Annotated in this window: 14 protein-coding genes; 9 read left to right on the top strand and 5 right to left on the bottom strand. The window is 68.5% G+C overall.

All coding sequences use genetic code 11. The features are described 5' to 3' along the window. Nucleotides 1-159: 159 nt before the first annotated feature. The 8 genes from HUA75_RS41240 to cglE all read left to right on the top strand — a co-directional run bounded on the left by HUA75_RS41240 (nt 160) and on the right by cglE (nt 12,544). Nucleotides 160-981, top strand: a complete 822-nt coding sequence (locus tag HUA75_RS41240; RefSeq protein ID WP_141646040.1) for an outer membrane beta-barrel domain-containing protein — start codon at nt 160-162, stop codon at nt 979-981. A 15-nt stretch (nt 982-996) separates the two neighbouring features. Then, nucleotides 997-2,250: an outer membrane beta-barrel domain-containing protein gene (locus HUA75_RS41245; RefSeq protein WP_174489552.1), complete on the top strand. Its 1,254-nt coding sequence runs from the start codon at nt 997-999 to the stop codon at nt 2,248-2,250. A gap of 25 nt (nt 2,251-2,275) precedes the next feature. Next, entirely contained in the window at nt 2,276-3,817 is a 1,542-nt protein-coding gene (locus tag HUA75_RS41250; RefSeq protein WP_174489553.1) for a tetratricopeptide repeat protein, read from the top strand. 225 nt (nt 3,818-4,042) lie between these two features. Beyond that, nucleotides 4,043-7,705: a tetratricopeptide repeat protein gene (locus HUA75_RS41255; RefSeq protein ID WP_174462033.1), complete on the top strand. Its 3,663-nt coding sequence runs from the start codon at nt 4,043-4,045 to the stop codon at nt 7,703-7,705. Next, nucleotides 7,702-9,198, top strand: a complete 1,497-nt coding sequence (locus HUA75_RS41260; RefSeq protein ID WP_174489554.1) for a lipopolysaccharide assembly protein LapB — start codon at nt 7,702-7,704, stop codon at nt 9,196-9,198. The genes HUA75_RS41255 and HUA75_RS41260 overlap by 4 nt, the downstream gene beginning before the upstream one ends. 181 nt (nt 9,199-9,379) lie before the next feature. After that, nucleotides 9,380-9,673, top strand: coding sequence for a hypothetical protein (locus HUA75_RS41265; protein ID WP_141646035.1), 294 nt, complete (start codon nt 9,380-9,382; stop codon nt 9,671-9,673). 51 nt (nt 9,674-9,724) lie between these two features. After that, nucleotides 9,725-11,773 carry a TonB family protein gene (locus HUA75_RS41270; protein ID WP_141646034.1) on the top strand — a complete coding sequence of 683 codons (2,049 nt, stop codon included), beginning with the start codon at nt 9,725-9,727 and terminating at the stop codon, nt 11,771-11,773. Nucleotides 11,774-11,941: 168 nt separating this feature from the next. Then, a complete protein-coding gene (gene cglE / locus HUA75_RS41275; protein WP_141646033.1) occupies nt 11,942-12,544 on the top strand; it encodes an adventurous gliding motility protein CglE in 603 nt (200 codons plus the stop codon). A gap of 12 nt (nt 12,545-12,556) precedes the next feature. Here cglE and HUA75_RS41280 read toward each other — a convergent pair whose 3' ends face one another. Further along, entirely contained in the window at nt 12,557-13,318 is a 762-nt protein-coding gene (locus HUA75_RS41280) for an SDR family NAD(P)-dependent oxidoreductase (protein ID WP_174489555.1), read from the bottom strand. After that, nucleotides 13,315-13,794: a DUF1772 domain-containing protein gene (locus HUA75_RS41285; RefSeq protein WP_174489556.1), complete on the bottom strand. Its 480-nt coding sequence runs from the start codon at nt 13,792-13,794 to the stop codon at nt 13,315-13,317. Before HUA75_RS41285 ends, HUA75_RS41280 begins: the two co-directional genes overlap by 4 nt. A 157-nt stretch (nt 13,795-13,951) precedes the next feature. On the opposite strand from HUA75_RS41285, the gene HUA75_RS41290 reads away from it, so the two are divergent. Then, nucleotides 13,952-14,407, top strand: coding sequence for a MarR family winged helix-turn-helix transcriptional regulator (locus HUA75_RS41290; RefSeq protein ID WP_174489557.1), 456 nt, complete (start codon nt 13,952-13,954; stop codon nt 14,405-14,407). 195 nt (nt 14,408-14,602) lie between these two features. On the opposite strand, the gene typA is transcribed toward HUA75_RS41290, so the two are convergent. The 3 genes from typA to HUA75_RS41305 form a co-directional block, all read right to left on the bottom strand. Next, nucleotides 14,603-16,450, bottom strand: a complete 1,848-nt coding sequence (gene typA / locus HUA75_RS41295) for a translational GTPase TypA (protein ID WP_141646029.1) — start codon at nt 16,448-16,450, stop codon at nt 14,603-14,605. Nucleotides 16,451-16,663: 213 nt separating this feature from the next. Continuing rightward, nucleotides 16,664-17,605, bottom strand: a complete 942-nt coding sequence (locus HUA75_RS41300; RefSeq protein ID WP_174459179.1) for an alpha/beta fold hydrolase — start codon at nt 17,603-17,605, stop codon at nt 16,664-16,666. After that, nucleotides 17,602-19,185 carry a sigma 54-interacting transcriptional regulator gene (locus HUA75_RS41305; RefSeq protein ID WP_141646027.1) on the bottom strand — a complete coding sequence of 528 codons (1,584 nt, stop codon included), beginning with the start codon at nt 19,183-19,185 and terminating at the stop codon, nt 17,602-17,604. The genes HUA75_RS41300 and HUA75_RS41305 overlap by 4 nt, the downstream gene beginning before the upstream one ends. Nucleotides 19,186-19,279: the final 94 nt, after the last annotated feature.

The following is a 19,279-nucleotide window of genomic DNA, read 5'->3' on the forward strand; positions in this document are numbered from 1 at the left end:
ATTCCGCCCCGTGGGTTCCGTGGCTTGTCGTGAGTGGAAGCCGTGCGCACATGGATGCGCCACGAAGGCACCTGGCGTCGGGTGACGCAGGCGCCCTGGATGGGGGAGGCTTTGGACTCCCGCACACGGCGGCCCATCCCCTTGGGCCGGGCAGGAACCATGAACGCACGCACGCTCCGCGTCTTTGCTCCACTGCTGATCTGGCTGGCGGCCACTGGGGCCGCCGCGCAGGATGACGAGGCCGTCCTCGACAACGTCGTTGTCCGCAATCGGCTGTACGAGCCGGGCGGACACCTGGAGGCGTCGCTGGGGGTGGGGTTGCCCCTCCAGACGCACCTGACGGCGCACTACTTCTTCTCCGCCGGCGTCGCCTACAACCTCTTCAACACGTTCGCCGTGGAGGCGCGCGCCGGTTATGCGGCCAGCCGCCACACGGGCCTGGCGCGCTCCATCTCCGAGAGCTTCCTGGCGCGCGAGGACAAGCGCGTCACGGACGAGCTGGAGGACCTCTGGGAGATGAACTTCCACGGGGTGGCCGGCGTCCGGTGGGCGCCCATCTACGGAAAGCTGAGCCTGGTGTCCGACCTGCCCGCGCACTTCCAGGCGTACGTCTGGGCGGGCGGCGGGGTGGGCAGCTTCCAGCGCAACTCCGTCATCCAGTGCTCGCAGGTGGTGGATCGGGATCTGGGCGTCTGTGACAACCGCACCTCGTTGGACGACCGGGGCTCCGCTTCGGAGAACTACTGGGTGCGCGAGACGCGCGTGGCGCCGGTGGTGTCCGCGGCGGTGGGCTTCCGCTTCTTCATCCTCGAAAAGCACGGCGTGCGGCTGGAGCTGCGCGACTGGGTGTTCCGCGACAACTACCGCGTCAACCTGGTCCGCGACGACTGGGAGGCGGGGCGGGTGACGGGTGATGTCGCCTCCAGTCCCGGCCTCACGCACCTGGTGCAGTTCGACCTCGGCTACACCTTTTCCTTCTAGGGCTTCCTGAAAACCATGCGACCGATTCTGTCCCTCGCGCTCCTCGTCGCGGCGGCGGCCCAGGCCGCCCCTCCGCGCTTCCCGACGCCCGCTGTCGTGCTCGCCCAGGCGGAGGAGGCTCCGTCCGTGCCCGGGCCGGGCGCGGAGACGTCCGTGCCTCCGCCTCCCGCGCGGCCTCCGGAGCCGAAGCCGGAGGTGCCTCGCGCTCCGACGTCACGTCCGGATCCCACCGTGCCCACGGAGGCCGTCGAGGCGCCGAAAATCGAGCCCGCGCTCGCGCCCATGGATGACGCACAGGACGAGCAGCCCGTGCTGTCCGAGCCCGAGCGCGCGCGCGACGTGGACGCGCCGGTGACGCCGGAAGACGCGCCGGTGCTGGCCTCATCGGACGAGGCACCGCGCACCACGGACGTCCAGCAGCAGCGACTGGTGAATGGCGCGCCGCTCTACAACCCGAACGTGTCGCTGCACATCGTCCAGAAGAAGCGCTTCGCGGACGAGAGCAAGCACGAGCTGGCGCTGTACCCGGCCGTCGTCCAGGTGAACGGCAAGTACACCAACCACGCGGGCACGGCGCTGCACTACAGCTACCACCTGCAGGAGAACTTCGCGCTCCAGGTGACGGGCCAGTACAACTGGCACACCAACGAGAGCGACTTCAACCTGGAGCTCATCGACAAGGTGCGCGAGCAGGCCCAGGCCGCCTCGTCGCTGCTGCTCGTCTGGGGCGCGCAGGCGGGCGTGGAGGTGACGCCGCTGTACGGGAAGTTCGCGTTCCTCGACGACAAGCTGGCGCAGTTCAGCCTGGTGCTGAGCGGCGGCGCGGGCGTGGGCTCCACGCGGCACCTCATCCGACCGGAGGTCTCCAACGAGGTCGACGGGCAGCGCTACAACGTGCCGGCGCGCTTCGGTGACACGGGCAATAAGTTCCTCGGCTCGGTGGGCGGTGGGTTCCGGCTCCAGTTCGGCGAGTCGTACGCGCTGCGCCTGGAGGTGAGGGACCTCATCTACACGGCGCGCGTGGACAAGGTGGACGGCTGCAACCTGGCGGACTTCGAGACGCTGGAGGCCGCGCGCGCCGGTGGCCAGGAGTTCAGCTCGCTGCAGCTCAGTGGCAGCTGCAAGTACGAGAAGTTCGACGGCGTGGATCCGAAGACGAAGAAGAATTACCGCGAGGACATCATCCTCGGCCGGGATTTGGTGGCCGAGCCGTCCTCCGACGTCCTCAACAACATCAGCTTCTACGCAGGCTTCTCGTTCCTCTTCTGATTTCGCCATGAAGGCACGACTCGCCATGAAACGACTGCTCCACATCCTCGTCGTCCTGGCGCCGTTCGCGGTGGCCGCCCAGCAGGACTCGGGTGGCTACAACCGCGCGCTGGCCGCCTTCAATGCCGGTGACTTCGACACCGCCGCGCCGCTCTTCTTCCAGGTCTCGGAGTCCGGTGGTGACGCGGACACGAAGGGCAAGGCGGAGTTCTTCCTCGCGCAGTCGCTGGCGAAGAAGGGCCTGCCCGTCTCGGCCTTCATCTCCTACGCGGCCATCGTCAACGCCGGGCCCTCGCACCCCTCGTACCTCAAGGCGGTGGAGGGGCTGGTGGACATGCAGCAGCAGTTGGACGAGCAGAACCTCATCCCCAGCATCCTCAACCAGGCGTACTCGGAGGAGGTGCGGGACAAGTGGGTGACGCTGCCCAAGGAAGTGCTCGCCCGCATCAACTACCTGGTGGGCACGGTGAGCCAGCGTCGCATGCGCTTCGAGGAGGCGCGCTCTCTGCTGGAGGCGGTGCCGAAGGACAGCCGCGTCTACGCGAAGGCGCGTTACCTGCTGGGCGTGGTGCTCGCGGACCCGCGCTTCCCCGGCCGCCCCGGCGAGGGTGAGGCGCTGGACAAGGAGGCGCTGGCCGCCTTCAACGCCTCGCTGTCGTCGAATGAACCGCAGGTGGAGCTGAAGGCGACGCAGCACCTGGCCCTCATCGGCCTGGGCCGGCTGCACTACCGCCGTGGCGAGTACGCCGACGCCACCGTCGCCTACGAGAAGGTGCCGCGCTACACGCGCTACTGGGACCAGTCTCTCTTCGAGAACGGCTTCGCGCGCTTCCAGAACGAGGACTTCGGTGGAGCGCTCGGCAGCCTCCAGGCGCTGCATGCGCCGCAGTTCGCCGGGGCCTTCCAGCCGGAGTCGTGGATCCTCAAGTCGACCGTCTATTACTACTCGTGCCTCTACGACGAGGTGAAGACGACGCTGGCGGCCTTCGACGAGCTGTATGGCCCCATGGCCAAGCAGTTGGAGCCCTTCACCGCCGAGGACGGCGACCTGGTGCAGGCCTACAACCTGGTGGCCGCGGAGAATCGCCGGCTGCCGCGCCCGGTGTACCTGTGGCTGCGCAACAACGAGCGCATCCGCGAGGTGATGCGCGTGCTGGCGAAGCTGGATGAGGAGAAGCGGGACTTGAGCGGCGGCCCGTGGCGCGGCACACCCCTGGCGACGCAGACGGTGGCCTCGCTGGAGGACGTGCGCGGCACGCTGCTCCAGGTGGGCGGCACGCTGGCGCGCAGCCGCATTCGCGAGGCGGCGGACAACCTGCGGACCTTCTCCGACCAGGCCGAAATCATCCGCGTGCAGACGGCGCTGGACGAGAAGGACTTGCTGCAGGCGGGCGTGGACCAGAAGGCGCTGCTCACGCGTCAGTCGCTGTACCGGCCGAAGATGCCGGGCGCGGCGTGGAACTACTGGAAGTTCCAGGGCGAGTTCTGGATCGACGAGATTGGCTACTACCAGTACACGCTGAAGCGTGGCTGCCCGGCGAAGACAGCCGAGCAACAACAGCCGTGACGCCATGGGCCACGGTTGCCCAGACATCGTCCACGAGGGGACCTCCTTGGCGCACATCAGGTGCCGGGGTGGTCCCCTTCGGCGTTGTTGGTGCGCTGCATGCCATCGCAAGAGGCGTTCCACGCCACTTCTCATTCGTGGAGTGCGCGTCTACTTTCGTTCGTCCCTCGTGCCCGGGCGAACGGCTGCTCGGTGGTCGGGGCGGCTTCACAGTCGGGAGCTCGCATGAAGGTGGTGCTTCGTTTCGGTGCGCTGGCGGTGGGCGTGGCGCTCGCTACTGGCGGCGGGGTGGGAGAGGCGGCGGAAGCGCCAGCGCGCAAGGCGATGAAGAAGCCCGCGGCGTCGTCGGCGTCGAAGACGTCCGGTGCGGCGGGCGCGGCGAAGAAGGGCGCCCAGGCGAAGAAGGCGGAGGAGAAGGCGGCGCCACCGCCGGGTGTCGCGCCGGAGGACGTGCGGCGCGGTCCGGCGCGCGTGAAGCCCGCCACCGCCAAGTTCGCCGACATTCCTCGCATCGCGGACTCGCGCAAGAACGCGCTGGCGGACAAGAAGCGCGACGAGGCGATTGAAGCCTTCAAGCGCCTCATCCCCAAGCTCCAGGACGGCAATCAGCAGAAGGCGGAGATGCTCTACCGCCTGTCGGAGCTGTACTGGGAGAAGTCCAAGTACCTCTACCAGTTGGAGATGGACCGCTTCCTCGCGGAGGAGAAGAAGTTCGACGCGGCCCAGGCGCGGGGCGAGAAGCTGGAGGCCCCCAAGCAGGACCATCGCGAGAGCGAGCGCTACCGCACGGAGACGATGGGCATCTACGAGGACATCCTCCGGGGATACCCGCAGTACCCGCAGCGCGACGAGGTCCTCTTCTCCATGGGCTACAACCTCTACGAGCTGGGCCGGCGTGACGACGCCGTGGCCCGCTACGAGGAGCTCATCAAGGACTTCCCTCGCTCGCAGTTCGTGCCGGACGCGTACATCCAGCTCGGCAATCACTACTTCGAGTCGAACAAGCTCATCCCCGCCAAGGCCAACTACGAGAAGGCCCGCGACTCCGGGGTGCCGAAGATCTACGGCTACGCCGTCTACAAGCTGTCCTGGTGTGACTACAACACCGGCGACTACGACGCGGGCCTGAAGAAGCTGCACGAAGTCGTGGACTACGCCGCGAAGCAGCCGGAGCTGGGGGACCTGCGCACCGAGGCGCTCAATGACTTGACGGTCTTCTACGTCCAGTTGGATCAGCCCAAGCAGGCCATCTCGTACTTCCGCGAGAAGGCGCCGGCGAAGCGCCAGGGCCGGCTCATCGCCAAGACGGCCGCGGGCCTGGTGGACGCGGGTCACTTCGACAGCGCCATCCTGCTCTACCGCACGCTCATCGACGACGAACCCATGGGCGTCAGCGCGCCCGAGTACCAGCAGGCCGTCGTCCGCGCCTTCGAGGGTCTGCGCCAGCGGCAGCAGGTCCGCAAGGAGATGAAGCGGATGGTGGACCTCTACAGCCCGGGGGGCGAGTGGTGGAAGTCCAACGAGGGCAAGGCCCCCGTGCTGCGCAACGCCTTCAACGTCACGGAAGAGGCGATGCGGGTGATGGTGACGGAGTACCACCAGGAGGCGCAGAAGACGCGCCAGGTGGAGACGTACCGGCTCGCGCGCGACATCTACAAGCAGTACGTGGAGGCGTTCGCCTCCAGCTCCAACCCGGAGTACGTGGCGGACTCCGCCTTCAACCTCCGCTTCTTCTACGCGGAAATCCTCTGGGCGCTCGAGGAGTGGCAGGCCGCCGCGGCCGAGTACGACGCGGTGGTGGCGTTCAAGATTCCGGACCGCGACTCCGCGCGAGAGGTCTCCAGCGAGAGCTACCGCAAGAGCGCCGCGTTCAACGCCATCCTCGCCTACGACAAGCTGGTCAAAATCGAGCGCGGTCAGCTCGCGAAGAGCGACCTCAAGGACGGCCAGAAGGTCGACGAGAAGAAGGACAAGGGCGACGTCGCGCGGCAGAAGATCGTCAAGCGTGACGCGAAGGAGAAGGAAGAGGAGTCCCTCACGAAGTTCGAGGAGCGGCTGGTCTCCGCGTGCGACACGTACGTGAAGCTCTACCCGGACACGCAGGACGAAATCGACCTGCGCTACCAGGCGGCCGTCATCCTCTATGACCGCAGCCACTTCGTGGACGCGGCGCGGCGCTTCGGCGAAATCATCGAGAAGTTCCCCGAGGAGCGTCGCTCGCGTGACGCCGCGGACCTCACCATGTACGTGCTGGAGAGCCGCCAGGAGTGGCTGGAGCTCGCCACGCTGTCGCGCAAGTTCCTCGACAACAAGAAGCTGGCCAAGCCCGGCTCCGACTTCGCGCTTCGCGTGGGCCGCGTGGTGGAGGGCAGCCACTACAAGTGGGTGGACGAGGTCGTCTACAAGCAGGAGAAGAACCCGAAGAAGGCCGCCGAGGAGTTCCTCAAGTTCGTGAAGGAGTTCCCCAGGTCGGAGAACGCGGACCGCGCGCTCGTCTACGCCATGTCCATTGCCCAGGAGGCCGGCGAGCTGGACCGGGGCATCGAGGCGGGTGAGCGCGTCCTGGCCGAATACCCGCGCAGCCCCTTCGAGCTGAAGGCGCGCTACACGCTGGCGGGCCTCTACGAGAAGGTCGCCGACTACCGCAAGGCGGCGACGCTGGCCGAGTCCTTCGTGGCCCAGTACGACGCCGCGCTCAAGGCCGGCGAGGCCGACGGGAAGAAGGCGAAGGACGCTCGCGCGAAGACGACGGCGAAGAAGAGCGACACGCCGGGGGGCGAGGAGGATGCGGACTCGCGCCGCTCGCAGAAGGCCGCCGAGCGCAAGGCGCTGGTGGCCGAGGCGGGGGCCTGGGTGGCGGATGCCCAGTTCAACGCGGGCGTATGGTGGGAGGGCGCCGGCGAGGCCCAGAAGGCCGTGGCCGCCTACAACGCCTACGTGACGCGCTTCCGTGAGCGCAAGGACGTGCCGCAGGTGGCCTACTCGGCCGCGCTCGTCTGGGAGAAGGAGCGCAAGTGGAGCGAGGCGGCCCGTGCGTTCGCCTCCTTCGCGGACGGCTACGGACGGGACTCGCGTGCGACGCCCGCGCAGCTCTACCTGGCGCGCTACCACGAGCTGCTCGCGTGGCAGCAGCTCAAGAACGCGCGCGAGCAGGAGCGCGTGCAGGCGGAGTTGGTGCGCGCGTACGGTCGGCTGCCCGAGGCGGTGCGCAAGGAGGACGCGCCGCTCAACGCGTACGCCCACGCGCGCTTCCTGGCGCTGGAGCCCACGTGGAAGCGCTACTCGGACATCCGCTTCACGCGGGTGAGCACCATCCGCAGGGACCTGGCCGCCAAGCAGCGCGAAATCCAGCGCATCGAGAAGGAGTACCTCGCGGTGCTCTCCACGGGCTCGGGCGAGTGGGGCATCGCCTCGCTGACGCGCATCGGCCTGGCCTACGCGGACTTCGCTCGCAACATCATGGACTCGCCGGACCCGACGGGGCTCGATGAGGACCAGCTCGGCATGTACCGCGCGGAGCTGGAGAACCTCGCGCTGCCCCTCGAGGACAAGGCCAACGAGGCGCTGGAGAAGGCGCTGGAGAAGTCCTACGAGCTGGGGCTCTACGGCCCCTGGACGCTGGCCGCGCAGGACCAGGTGAACCGCTTCCACCCGGGCGCCTATGCGCAGGTGAGGCAGGTGGGCTACCGCAGCAGCGACACGCTCGCGACGGCCGACCTCGCGAAGGAGCCCGGAGGGGCCGCGGGCGCCACCGCCACGCCGGCGCCGCCCCCGGACTCGAACGCCCCCACGGCTCCCGCCGAGCCGAAGGACGGCGCTCCGAAGCCGCCAGCCTCCGAGGACAGAACGCAGGCACCCACGGCCGCGGTGCAGGAGGTGCGGCCATGACTCGCGACACGTCGAAGACTTCCACGGGAATGATGCCGATGAAATGGTTCCGCTCGCTCGTCGTCGGCTCGCTGGCCTTCACGGCCGGGTGCGCTTCGGGTCCTCAGCAGAAGCCCTCCGCGCTGCCGACGAAGCAGGCGCCCTCCGCGCCGGCCTCCTCGACGACGCCCTCCCAGCTCGCGCGGCCGGAGGCGAAGGAGGCCAGCGCCTCCGACCACTTCACCCAGGCCATCCAGGCCTATGAGGCCGGAGACCTGGACGCCGCCCGTCAGGGCTTCGAGAAGGTGCTGGCGAAGTCGCCGCAGAGCCTCAACTCGCAGTTCAACCTGGGCGTCATCGCCGAGCGCCAGGGCCGCGTGGACGACGCGCGCAACGCCTACGAGAAGGTGCTCCTGCTGGAGCCGGCGCACACGCCCTCGGTGGTCAACCTGGCCAGCGTCTACCGCAAGCAGGAGCGGGGGGATGATGCGATTGCCCTCTTCGAGAAGGCGCTGAAGGCGCCCGGCCACGCGCACGACGCGGCACTGCTCAACGGCCTCTCCGCGACCTACCGACAACTGGGCAAGCTGGACCAGTCCGAGCTCACGGCGCGCCGCGTGCTGGAGCGCAACAAGGACCACCCGGACGCGTACAAGAACCTGGCGTACGTGGCCTACGCTCGCGAGAAGTACCGCCTCGCGGAGCTGCTCGTGGGCACCGCGCGCAAGCACGCGGAGAAGGACCCGTCCCTCTACAACCTGCTGGGCATGGTCTACCTGAAGCTCGACGAGCGGCCGCGCGCGCTCGCGCAGTTCCAGAAGGCCGTGTCGCTCGACGAGAAGTACGCCCCGGGCCACCTCAACCTCGGTGCCCTGGCGCTCAGCTACCGCGACTACGCGGGCGCCGAGCGGGCCTTCACCCGCGCGCTCGAACTGGAGCCGGACTCCACGGAGGCGCGCCTGTCGCTGGCCTGGGCGCTGGATGGACAGAAGGGGCGCGACTCGAAGAAGGGCATCGCGGCGGGCGAGGCGTTCGAGAAGGTGCTCGCCAATCGCGCGGACCTGCCCGAGGCCGTGTGCGGCGCGGGATGGGCCTTCGCCTCGGACCGCACGGGCTGGGAGCGCGCCGTGGCCTTCCTGGACCGCTGCAAGTCACTGGAGTCCACCACTGAACAAGAGCGGCAGATGATCACCGCCAAGGTCCAGGGCCTCCAGAACATGCTCAAGGCCCCACCGCCGGAGGCCGCCACCGCCGGCGCGGAAGGCGAGAAGAAGGACGAAGCCACCGGTGGCGCGGGCTCCATGCTGAACCAGCTCCCGCAGGACGCGAACGCGCCCACGGAGGCCACGCCTCCCCCCGCGGAAGGCGCCGGGGCCGCCGAAGGGGCGACGACGCCCGAGGCAACCGAGAGCGCTCCAGCGGAGGCCGCGCAGCCGAGCGGTGAGGGCACGGGCACGTCTGCTCCCGCACCAGTGCCGGCGCCCCAGGGTGCGAGCGCTCCGCCCACGAAGTAGGACGGCAGGGATGACAGGGTCTGGGGGAAGTTTTTTCCATCCTCCAGGCCCCCACGTGGAAGGCGGCGAGCGAGTTCCATAGGATTCAGGGACTTGGATTTGGATCGCCCCGTGCAAGGACTCGCGGGTACCTCTTCGAGAACCCGCTGTCACACCCGAGGAAGCAACAGGAGGGCTGGGTATGAGGCGTCTGGCATCGACGGTGACGGTGGTGGGGCTGCTGTTCAGTGCGCCAGTGGCGATGGCGCAGGAGCAGGGTCAATCGAAGGACACGGTGAAGATCGTCCAGGAGGAGGACCGCACGGTCTTCCGGAAGAAGACGGTGATCGATTTCACCGATGTCGCGGTGGAGGGCGAGCTGACGAAGCCGGAAGGCTCATACGTGCTCCACCGCAAGAAGACGGACTTCCAGAGTCTCATCAAGGTCCGGGAGAACTTCGACCCGGAGCTTCAGAAGTCCGTCGACAACCTCTAGCGGCGGCGGTCAGGCGTTTTCGGGAGCGGAAGGGAAGAAGGAAGAATCCTCATGGCGGCGGCGAAGAACAACGGCTTGACCCTTCGAATCACGGGGCCTGATGGCTCCACGGTGGAAACCGTGTCGGAGGCGGAGAGCGTTATCGTGGGGTCGGGCGCCCAAGCGGCGGTGAAGATTCAGGATCCGCGGGTCTCCAATCTCCATGTGATGCTCAAGGTAGACAAGGACGGCTCGGTCACGGCCATCGACCTCGGGAGCGAGGGCGGCACGGAGGTGAGTGGCCAGAAGCTGGTCATCCCCACGGCGCTCAAACCCGGGGACGTGCTTCGCGTGGGCGGCACGCGGGTGGAGGTCCTCTTCGGAGGCGACCCACCCGAGCGCCAGGCTCCCGCGGGAGCCAAGGTGTCCGGACCGCGCTTCCAGGGCTCGGTGACGCAGCGGGCGCCGACACCGGTGCCCATGGCGATACCGCAGGTGGTGACACCGCCCTCGGCGGGAGCAGGCCAGACGCGCGGAGGGTTCGTCTTCACGAGCCCTCGCTCGGAGCCTGCCCAGTCCGTGGGCGGACTGCGCGCCGAGCGGGTGACTCCGCCCGCGGTGAATCGCGTGGGGCCTCCACCTCCGCCTCCGGCGGCACGGGTGGAGCGGCCTGCTCCGGTTTCGCCTGTCGCCGTGGCGCCCAGGCGCGCGGTGCTTCCCCACCTGCAGGAGCAGCTCCCGCTCGAGGCGATGCCCACGGCCCGGGAGAAGGTGCTCCAGGTGTCGATGCTGTGGGGTGACACGCTGCTGCAGGTGCAGCACTTCAAGGACGGTGTCCCCGTCACCATCGGCGAGGGGAAGAAGAACTTCTTCAACGTCTATGTGCCCTCGGTGGGCAAGCGGTACGAGCTGGCGGTGAGCCGGGGGGACGTGCTGGAGGTGCACGTGCCTGCGGGCTCGGGTGCCATCGTCACCGAGCGTGGGAACGTGAAGTCGAAGGACGCGCTGCGCGCGGCGGGGCAGCTCACCGGGACGGCGGAGGACAAGGAGCAGGTCTTCAAGCTGGGCCTGCATGACCGGGTGGAGGTGTCGCTCGGCACGGTGGCCTTCGTGGCGCGGTACGTGAAACCGTCGCCGGTCATCGCGGCCAACGCGCTGGTGGAGGCGGACTACACGTTCTTCAAGATCGCCACCATCTGCCTGATGGCGGGCGTGGCGGTGGTGCTGGCGATGGCGCTGACGCCGCGCGCGGAGCGGGCGCCGCACGACGACATCTTCGAGTCCCAGCAGCGCGTGGCGAAGTTCCTCGTCACGCCGGAGAAGAAGCTGGAGCAGAAGAAGCTCCAGCTCACCGGCGTGGAGGAGGGCGTGAAGGCGAAGGACGAGGAGGGCAAGTTCGGCAAGGAGGACGCGAAGCAGGCGGAAGCGGCTCCGTCCAAGCCCGGCACGCCCGTCGTCGACAAGACGAAGAAGGAGAAGGACCGCCAGGTGGTGGGCAAGGTCGGCCTGCTGGGCGCGTTCAAGGGCATGAAGGGCGGCGCCTCGGACGTGTTCGGCCCGGGCGGTTTCGGCACCGGCCTGAACAACGCGCTGGGTGGCCTCAAGGGCGGCGCGGCCATGGGTGACGCGCAGGGCGTGGGTGGTCTGGGCTCTCGTGGCGGAGGCACCGGTGGTGGCGGCACGGCCATGGGCATCGGTGGCCTGGGCACGAAGGGGGACGGACGTGGCGCGGGTGGCTCGGGCGGCATCGACCTGGGTGGCCGTGGCAAGTCCATCACCAAGGTCATCCCGGGCAAGACGACCGTGGTCGGCGGCCTGGACAAGGACGTCATCGCCAAGGTCATCCGGCGGCACCAGAATGAGATCAAGTACTGCTACGAGTCGGAGCTGAACAAGGAGCCGAGTCTGGCGGGCAAGGTCGCGGTGGCGTTCACCATCGACCCGACGGGCGCGGTCTCCGACGCCACCGTCTCCGAGTCGACGCTGGGCAACTCCCGCGCGGAGCAGTGCATGATTTCCCGCATCCGTCGCTGGAAGTTCCCGGAGCCCAAGGGCGGCGGCGTGGTGGCGGTGACGTATCCGTGGATGTTCTCGCCCGCCGGTTCCGAGGGCGAGGGCTGATAGCGGACGCGAGCGCTGTCGGGACGCCCTGAGCGTCCCTCAAGTGGCGTGGACGGAACGGTCCACGCCACTTTCATTTCAGCCCCTCATTGCCGAAGTGAGGGGGGCGTCACTAACGTCCGGCGCCGCTTCCGGTTGGACCGGGAGGGCACCGCGTGGGGAGGACCCGTGAAGAAGTCCCAGCTGGTTGCCGCGCTTGCGCTGCTGTCGACTCCGGCCCTCGCGGCCACGCCCCCGGAAGGGGTGGACTTTCAGCCGCGCCGCGGCTTCTACACCGACACCAACATCGGCGTGTTCTTCACCGTGGGCGGTGAGAACGCGTACTCGAACGCGCAGACCTACCTGCAGCTCGGGGTGGGCTATGACCTGACGGAGCGCATCTCGCTGGGCGCGCACTTCGGCATGGGCTCGTCCGCGCAGAACTGCTTCGCGGGCTATCTGCCGGGCACGGAGACGTGCGCGCTCTCCGACAACTTCACCATGCAGTTCCTGGACGTCACAGCCGCGTACCACGTGCGGCTGATGGACCGGCTGTACCTGACGCCCAAGCTCGTCGCTGGCTACACACGGATGGACCCCGCGCCGGTGGACCCGGACGAGGGAGATCCGGGCCGGGCCATCAGCTCGCCCAACGCGGGCGTGGGTGTGGGGCTGGAGTACGCCACGGGCATGGACCACTTCTCCGTGGGCGCGGACCTGCTGGCCCGCTACGTCATCGGCCCCAACATCACCTCCTTCGCCATCTTCCCGAAGGTGAAGTACACGTTCTGAGCCCCACCGCGCTCAGGCGCCCGCGAGCCTGCCTCCGTCGACAGCGAGCGTCGTTCCCGTGATGAACGACGCCGCGTCCGAGCACAGCCAGGTCACGGCCCGAGCGACCTCTTCTGGCGTTCCGATACGTCCCATGGGCACCGCGCGGACGATGGGGGCCCGGCGCTCCTCGGGGAGCTGCTGGATGCGGCCGGTGAGGATGGGCCCCGGGGCGACGACGTTGAGCCGGATGCCCTGGTCCGCGTAGTCGAGCGCGGCGGAGCGCGTGAGCCCGATGATGGCGTGTTTGGTCGCGCTGTAGCCGCCCATGCCCCGGACACCCTGGAGCCCCGCGGTGGACGCCATGTTGACGATGGCACCCCCGCCGGACGCGAGCATCGCGGTGAGCTGATGCTTCATGGCGAGGAAGAAGCCTCGCACGTTGATGCGCCAGGCGCGGTCCAGGTCCTCGACGGAGAGCTTCGCCAGGGGCGCGGGCATGTGCCCATCCGCGGCGTTGTTGAAGGCCGCGTCCAGCCGACCGAACCGCGCGACGGTGGTGCGGACCAGGGCCTCGATGGACGCCTCGTCGCCCAGGTCCGTGGGGACGGGGAGGGCGGTGCCTCCCTGCGCTTCGATGTCAGCGGCGAGCGCGCGCAGGGCGTCCTCGGAACGCGCCGCCAGCACCACGGAGGCGCCCGCGTCCGCGAAACTCCGGGCCGTCACCGCGCCGATGCCCCGGCTGGCGCCGAGGACGATGGCGACCTTGCCACTCAACGGGCCGTGGCTCGTCATGACGCCGCCTCCCACTTCGAGATGGCGCCACCCACCAGGACCCAGCCCAGCGCGAGCACGACATGGCGGCTCCAGGAGAGCTGGAGCCAGCGTTGTCCGCGCGCCGCCAGCTCCCCGTCGTAGGGCCCCTGCGCCCCCGCGGCGGCCAGGGCGTTGATCTCCGGGGCGAAGATCGCCCCCGACAGGACCCAGACCAGGACGTAGGCACCCAGGGCTCCCGCGAGCAGCTTGCGACGAACCGGTGAGCGCCAGTTGAGCACGAGCGATGCGACGAGCGTCCCGAGCAACGCCGCCTGGAGTGGCAGCCAGAAGGCCATCGCGCTCCCGGCCCGCTCCCGAATCAGCAGCAGGGACGTGGGGGGCGCCTGGAACCAGGCCGGCATCACGAACAGGGCTTCGTTGATGCCCGCGCCGAGCACCAGCCCGAACAACAAGCTGCAGTACAGCAGGATGTAGAGCGACCGCTTCTTCCCCATGGTGACCTCCGTCGGGCCCGGCGTCGGCGAAGACCGAATCCCCGGCCCGTCGTCACCGGGATGATTGGGAGAAGGTTGAAGTCATTCAACTATTGAATCCGTTAAATTATGTGAAGGAGGCCTCGCAATCGAGGTGGGTGCGAGGCACATTCGGTCCATGGCTGGGGACGGCTCGAAACGGAAGGACGCGCTGGCGGAAGAGGTCTGGCGGCACTGCTTCGGCTTCTTCATGCGCACGCGCGCCCAGCGAGACCGGGTGTTGGAGCGGCTGGGCCTCACTCCCAACGATGCTCGCGCGCTTTCCAGCCTCGAGGTGGGAGCGGGGAAGGTGATGCGCGCGTTGGCGGAGGAGTGGGGGTGTGATGCCTCCAATGCGACCTGGATGGTCGACCGACTGGAGGCGCGAGGGCTGGCCGCGAGGACAGCGGACCCGAAGGACCGGCGGGTGAAGCGCGTGGCGCTGACCCCGCGTGGCGCGAAGGCCCGGCGTCAGCTCCAGGAGGGGATGTACGAGCCACCGCCCGAACTGCTCCAGCTCGACGTGGCGGAGCTGGAGCAACTGCGCGCCATCTTCGAGCGACTGGCACCCCCGCGAGGAACCGGCGACCGCTGACCCGAACCGCGGAGGCCCCGCCCGGGTGCGCTCCACCACGGGAGCCTCGGTGCGCGTGTCACCGGAGTGCGAGGGGTTGGATGTGGACCCGACCGGGACGGCCAGCCACCCCTTGAGCCCGGACGCACGAAGGGCCCGCCCCCGAAATCGGGAACGGGCCCTGGGTGCTACACCGGCCTGGGGCCGGCGTCGGGACTACTCGGCGTCGGCCGCGCGCTCTTCACGCTTGCGGTCGCGCTCGGCGCGGTAGCGCTCGCCCACGGCCAGCGACTTCTTGCGCATGCGCACGGACTTGGGCGTCACTTCCACGAGCTCGTCGTCGGCGATCCACTCCAGGGCCTTCTCCAGCCCCATCTCGCGGGGCGGGACGAGGATGACGTTCTCGTCGCGGCCAGCGGCGCGGATGTTGGTGAGCTTCTTCTCGCGGCAGCAGTTGACGTTCAGCTCGGACGGGTGAGCGTGCTCGCCGATGATCATCCCCTCGTACACGGTGATGCCGGCGGGGACGAACAGGTAGCCGCGCTCCTGGATGCTGAACAGCGCGTAGGGCACGGTGTCGCCCAGGCGGTCCGACACGATGGCGCCGTTCTGCCGCTTCGGGATGTAGCCGAACCACGGCTCGAAGCCGTCGAACTGGCTGCTCATGATGCCCTCACCGCGCGTAATCGTGAGGAACTCCGAGCGGAACCCGATGAGGCCGCGCGCGGGGATGCGGAACTGGAGGCGGGTGCGGCCCGAGCCCAGCGGCGCCATGTCCGACATGCGGCCCTTGCGAGGCCCCATGCGCTCCGTCACCACGCCGACGCTGGTCTCCGGCACGTCGCAGAACACCAGCTCCATCGGCTCGTGCAGCACGCCGTCGATGTGCTTGGTGATCGGCTCCGGGTTGGAGGCCGTCAGCTCGTAGCCCTCGCGGCGCATGTTCTCGATGATGACGGCCAGCGCGAGTTCGCCACGGCCGACGACGCGGAACGCGTCAGGCGTCTCCGTGTCCTCCACGCGCACGGCCACGTTGCGGTAGGCCTCGCGGTACAGGCGCTCACGCAGGTTGCGGGAGGTGACGAACTTGCCTTCCTTGCCCGCCAGCGGCCCGTCGTTGACCTTGAAGATCATCATCATCGTGGGCTCATCCACGGTGATGCGCGGCAGCGCCACGGGCTTCTCCGGGTCGCCGAACGTGTCGCCGATGGACACGTCCTCGATGCCGGCGATGGAGACGATTTCACCGGGGCCCGCGTCCTGGATTTCGACGCGCTTCAGACCGGAGAAGCCGAACAGCTTGACGATCTTCCCCTGCTCGACCTTGCCACCCTCGCGCACGACGGAGACGGGCATGTTCGGCGTGAAGCGACCGGCCTGCACGCGACCCACCGCGAGGCGGCCGACGTAGTCGTCGTAGTCCAGGTTCGCCACCAGCAGCTGCGGCGTCTTCTCTTCCGACGCGGACGGGGGCGGGATGTGCTTGATGATGGCGTCGTACAAGGGCTCCAGCGTCTTGCCGGGCACCTCGAGCGACGTGGACGCCTGACCCTGACGGGCCACGGTGTACAGGACGGGCATCTCCAACTGCTTATCGTCCGCGCCCAGGTCGATGTAGAGCGAGTAGACCAGATCCAACACTTCGGGAGCGCGAGCGTCCTGACGGTCGATCTTGTTGATGACCAGCACCGTCTTCAGGCCCATGGCGAGCGCCTTGGTGAGCACGAAGCGCGTCTGGGGCAGGGGACCTTCGGCCGCGTCCACCAGCAGGATGACGCCATCGACGAGGCGCAGACCGCGCTCCACCTCACCACCGAAGTCGGCGTGGCCCGGGGTGTCGATGATGTTGATCTGCATGCCCTTGTAGCTGACCGCGGTGTTCTTCGCGAGGATGGTGATGCCCTTCTCGCGCTCGAGGTCGTTGGAGTCCATCACCCGTTCGGCGACGTGCTCGTTGCTACGGAAAGTGCCCGCCTGCCGCAGCAGGTGATCGACGAGCGTGGTCTTGCCATGGTCGACGTGGGCGACGATGGCGACGTTACGGATGTTTTCGCGAGGAATCATACGAACCAAACTGAGGTGAATGGCGGGGGGGAAGCCGCGTTGTGGACAGGTCTCCCGATCCCCACCGGAACCCGGAAGGCGGGGGCTTATATGCCGTGAGTGCGGCTCCTGCAATGAGCGCGGATGCTCCCCGGACGTTCAGCCAGGGGGTACACCCCGCCCGACAGGGTAAAGGCCGGGTATCCGGGGCATCTCGTCACCCGGGCGTCACCCTCAGGAACCCACTGGGGAGGAATTCCAGGCCTTGCCGCCCAGGGAGCCGGGGGTGGAAGGCATGCCCAGCCGCTCGCGGAGGAAGCGTTCGATGCGGACCTCGACCAGCCCCGGGGCCTCCAGGGGGGCGGTGTGGGTGCCGTCGGGGATGAGGACCAGCTCGGCGTCGGGAATCCGGGCGGCCATCTTCCGGGACAACCAGCCGGGGGTGAACTTGTCGCGCTCGCCGGCGACGACGAGGGATGGGACGTCCACGTGCAGCAGGTGGTCCCAGGCGGAGTGCTCGGACAGCGAGTCGAGCGTCCGCACGAAGACGACGGGGTCCATGCGGGCCAGGTGCTCGAAGTACGGCGCCAGGTCGTTCCGGGCGATGCGCTCGCGATTCATCTCCAGGGAGATGGCGAGCTGCACCGCCAGCTCCGTGCGCAGCGCCGCGTGGATGAGCCGGGCGGACTGCTCGGGGAAGCGCTCCACCACCCGGCGAAGGGTGGGGAACATCTTCTTGAGGACGGTGGAGTCGTGGAAGGTGTCCAGTGGGTTGCCGTAGCTGCCACACAACAGCACCAGGCCCTGCACGCGGCTGGCGTAGCGGCGGTGGAACTCCAGCGCCACCTGCACCCCCATGGAGTGGCCGAAGAGGACGGCGCGCTCCATCCCCGCCGCGTCCATCACCCGCTGCAAATCATCGCAGGTGTACAGCATCCCGATGCGCTCGCGGTCCTCGGGGATGCCGGAGCGGCCGTGGCCTCGGTAGTGCCAGCGCAGCACTCGGTGGCGCCGTGAGAGGTAGGGCGCCAGGTACTTCCAGGCGAAGCCGTCACAGCCCAGCCCGTCGCACAGCACCACGCCCGGCTCACCGTCGCCGGTGACCTGGTAGTACAGCTCCGCGCCGTCCGGGACGTGCAGGAAGTCCTGATGGAAGTAGACGGCCTGCGCGCTCATGCCTCCGCCTCCGCCTCGTCGTCCTCGGGCAGGCCCCTGTCCAAGCCGTAGCGGGCGATCTTCAAGATGAGGTTGGAGCGGCTGATGCCCAGCTCTCGCGCCAGGCGGCTCTTGTTGTTGCGCGTGCGCAACAGGCCCTGGTGAATCATCTCCCGCTCCAGCGCCTCCACCGCCTCGTGCAGCCGGCCGTGGGCGCGCGGGGGGATGAACGGCCCTCCGCCGGGGACGACGGCGTCGCGGATGCGGCTGGACAAGAGCTCCGCGGGCAGCATCTCCAGGTCTCCGCCGAGCACGAGCAGCCGCTCGATTTCGTTCTCCAGCTCGCGGATGTTCCCCGGCCACGCGTAGGCGCCGAGGATGGCCAGGGCCTCGGTGGACAGCCCTCGGGTGCGCTGGCCCTCGCGGTGGTGCTTGCGCAGGAAGTGGTCGATGAGGACGGGCAGGTCATCGCGGCGCTCGCGCAGCGGCGGGAGCTGCAGGCGGATGACGTTGATGCGGTAGAAGAGGTCCTCGCGGAACTCGCCCCGCTTCACCAGCTCGCCCAGGTCCTTGTGCGTGGCGGCGACGACGCGGACGTTGACCTCCTTGTGGTGCGTGCCACCCACGGGCAGGAAGGTGCCTTCCTGGAGCACGCGCAAGAGCTTCACCTGGAGGGCGGGGGACATGTCGCCCACCTCGTCCAGGAAGAAGGTGCCGCCGTCGGCCACCTCGAACAGGCCCTTCTTGTCGCGCAGCGCGCCGGTGAAGGCGCCGCGCGTGTGGCCGAAGAGGGCGCTCTCCAGCAGGTTGTCGTTGAAGGCGGAGCAGTTCTGCACCACGAACGGCTGGTCCTTGCGCGGACCGTTGTGATGGATGGCCCGCGCCACCAGCTCCTTGCCCGTGCCCGACTCGCCGTTGATGAGGACGGTGGAGTCGGAGTTGGCCACCTTCTCCATCAGCCGGAAGATCTCCATCATCGGCCCGGAGCGGCCGATGATCTTCTCGAAGCGGTAGCGCTCCAGCGCCTCGGGGGACGGGGGCGGGGCCTGCTCCTCGCGCCGCGCCAGCTCCGACTCGTGGGTGGCGATCTCCTGCGCCGCGAACTCCAGCAGGTCCGACAGCTTCGCCAGCTCCGAGCCGTCCAGGACGGGCACGCGCTCGTCGGCGCGGTCCAGGTCGGAGAACGGTGGCGCGAACTGGAGCAGCCGCGAGCGCAGCACCTCCACGTCGCGCGCGTTGAGCATCTGCCGGGCGAAGCCCTCCACGAAGAGACAGCCCGCGTATTCGTTGTCCACGTAGAGCGGCGCGCCCACGATGCTGAAGTTGAGGTGGCAGTCGTGGAAGAGCGAGCGGCGCACCTTCTTGTTGCCCCGGAACTTCTCGTGCAGCACCCGGACCGACTGGCTGCAGCGCCGCAGGCCTTCCTTCGAGAAGAGGGAGATTCGGCAGAACGGATTGGGGGGCGGGGCAATGTCCCCACGCTGCCACTCGTGCACCACGCCATGCCGATCCGCGAAGGAGAGCTCCATCTGCCACCACTTGCGGATGACATCTCTCAGCATGATGATGGTGTGCAGGCTCTGGTGCTTCTCGAAGTCCATCCCTACCTCCGTCCGGCCCGCGCACCGGGGAGGGAACCGGGCCGTCGGAATCGCGTTTCTCACTTCTCATACCTCAGGACCGGGCTGTATCCGC

This window comes from Myxococcus sp. CA040A, from assembly GCF_013336725.1.
GTDB lineage: Bacteria > Myxococcota > Myxococcia > Myxococcales > Myxococcaceae > Myxococcus > Myxococcus llanfairpwllgwyngyllgogerychwyrndrobwllllantysiliogogogochensis.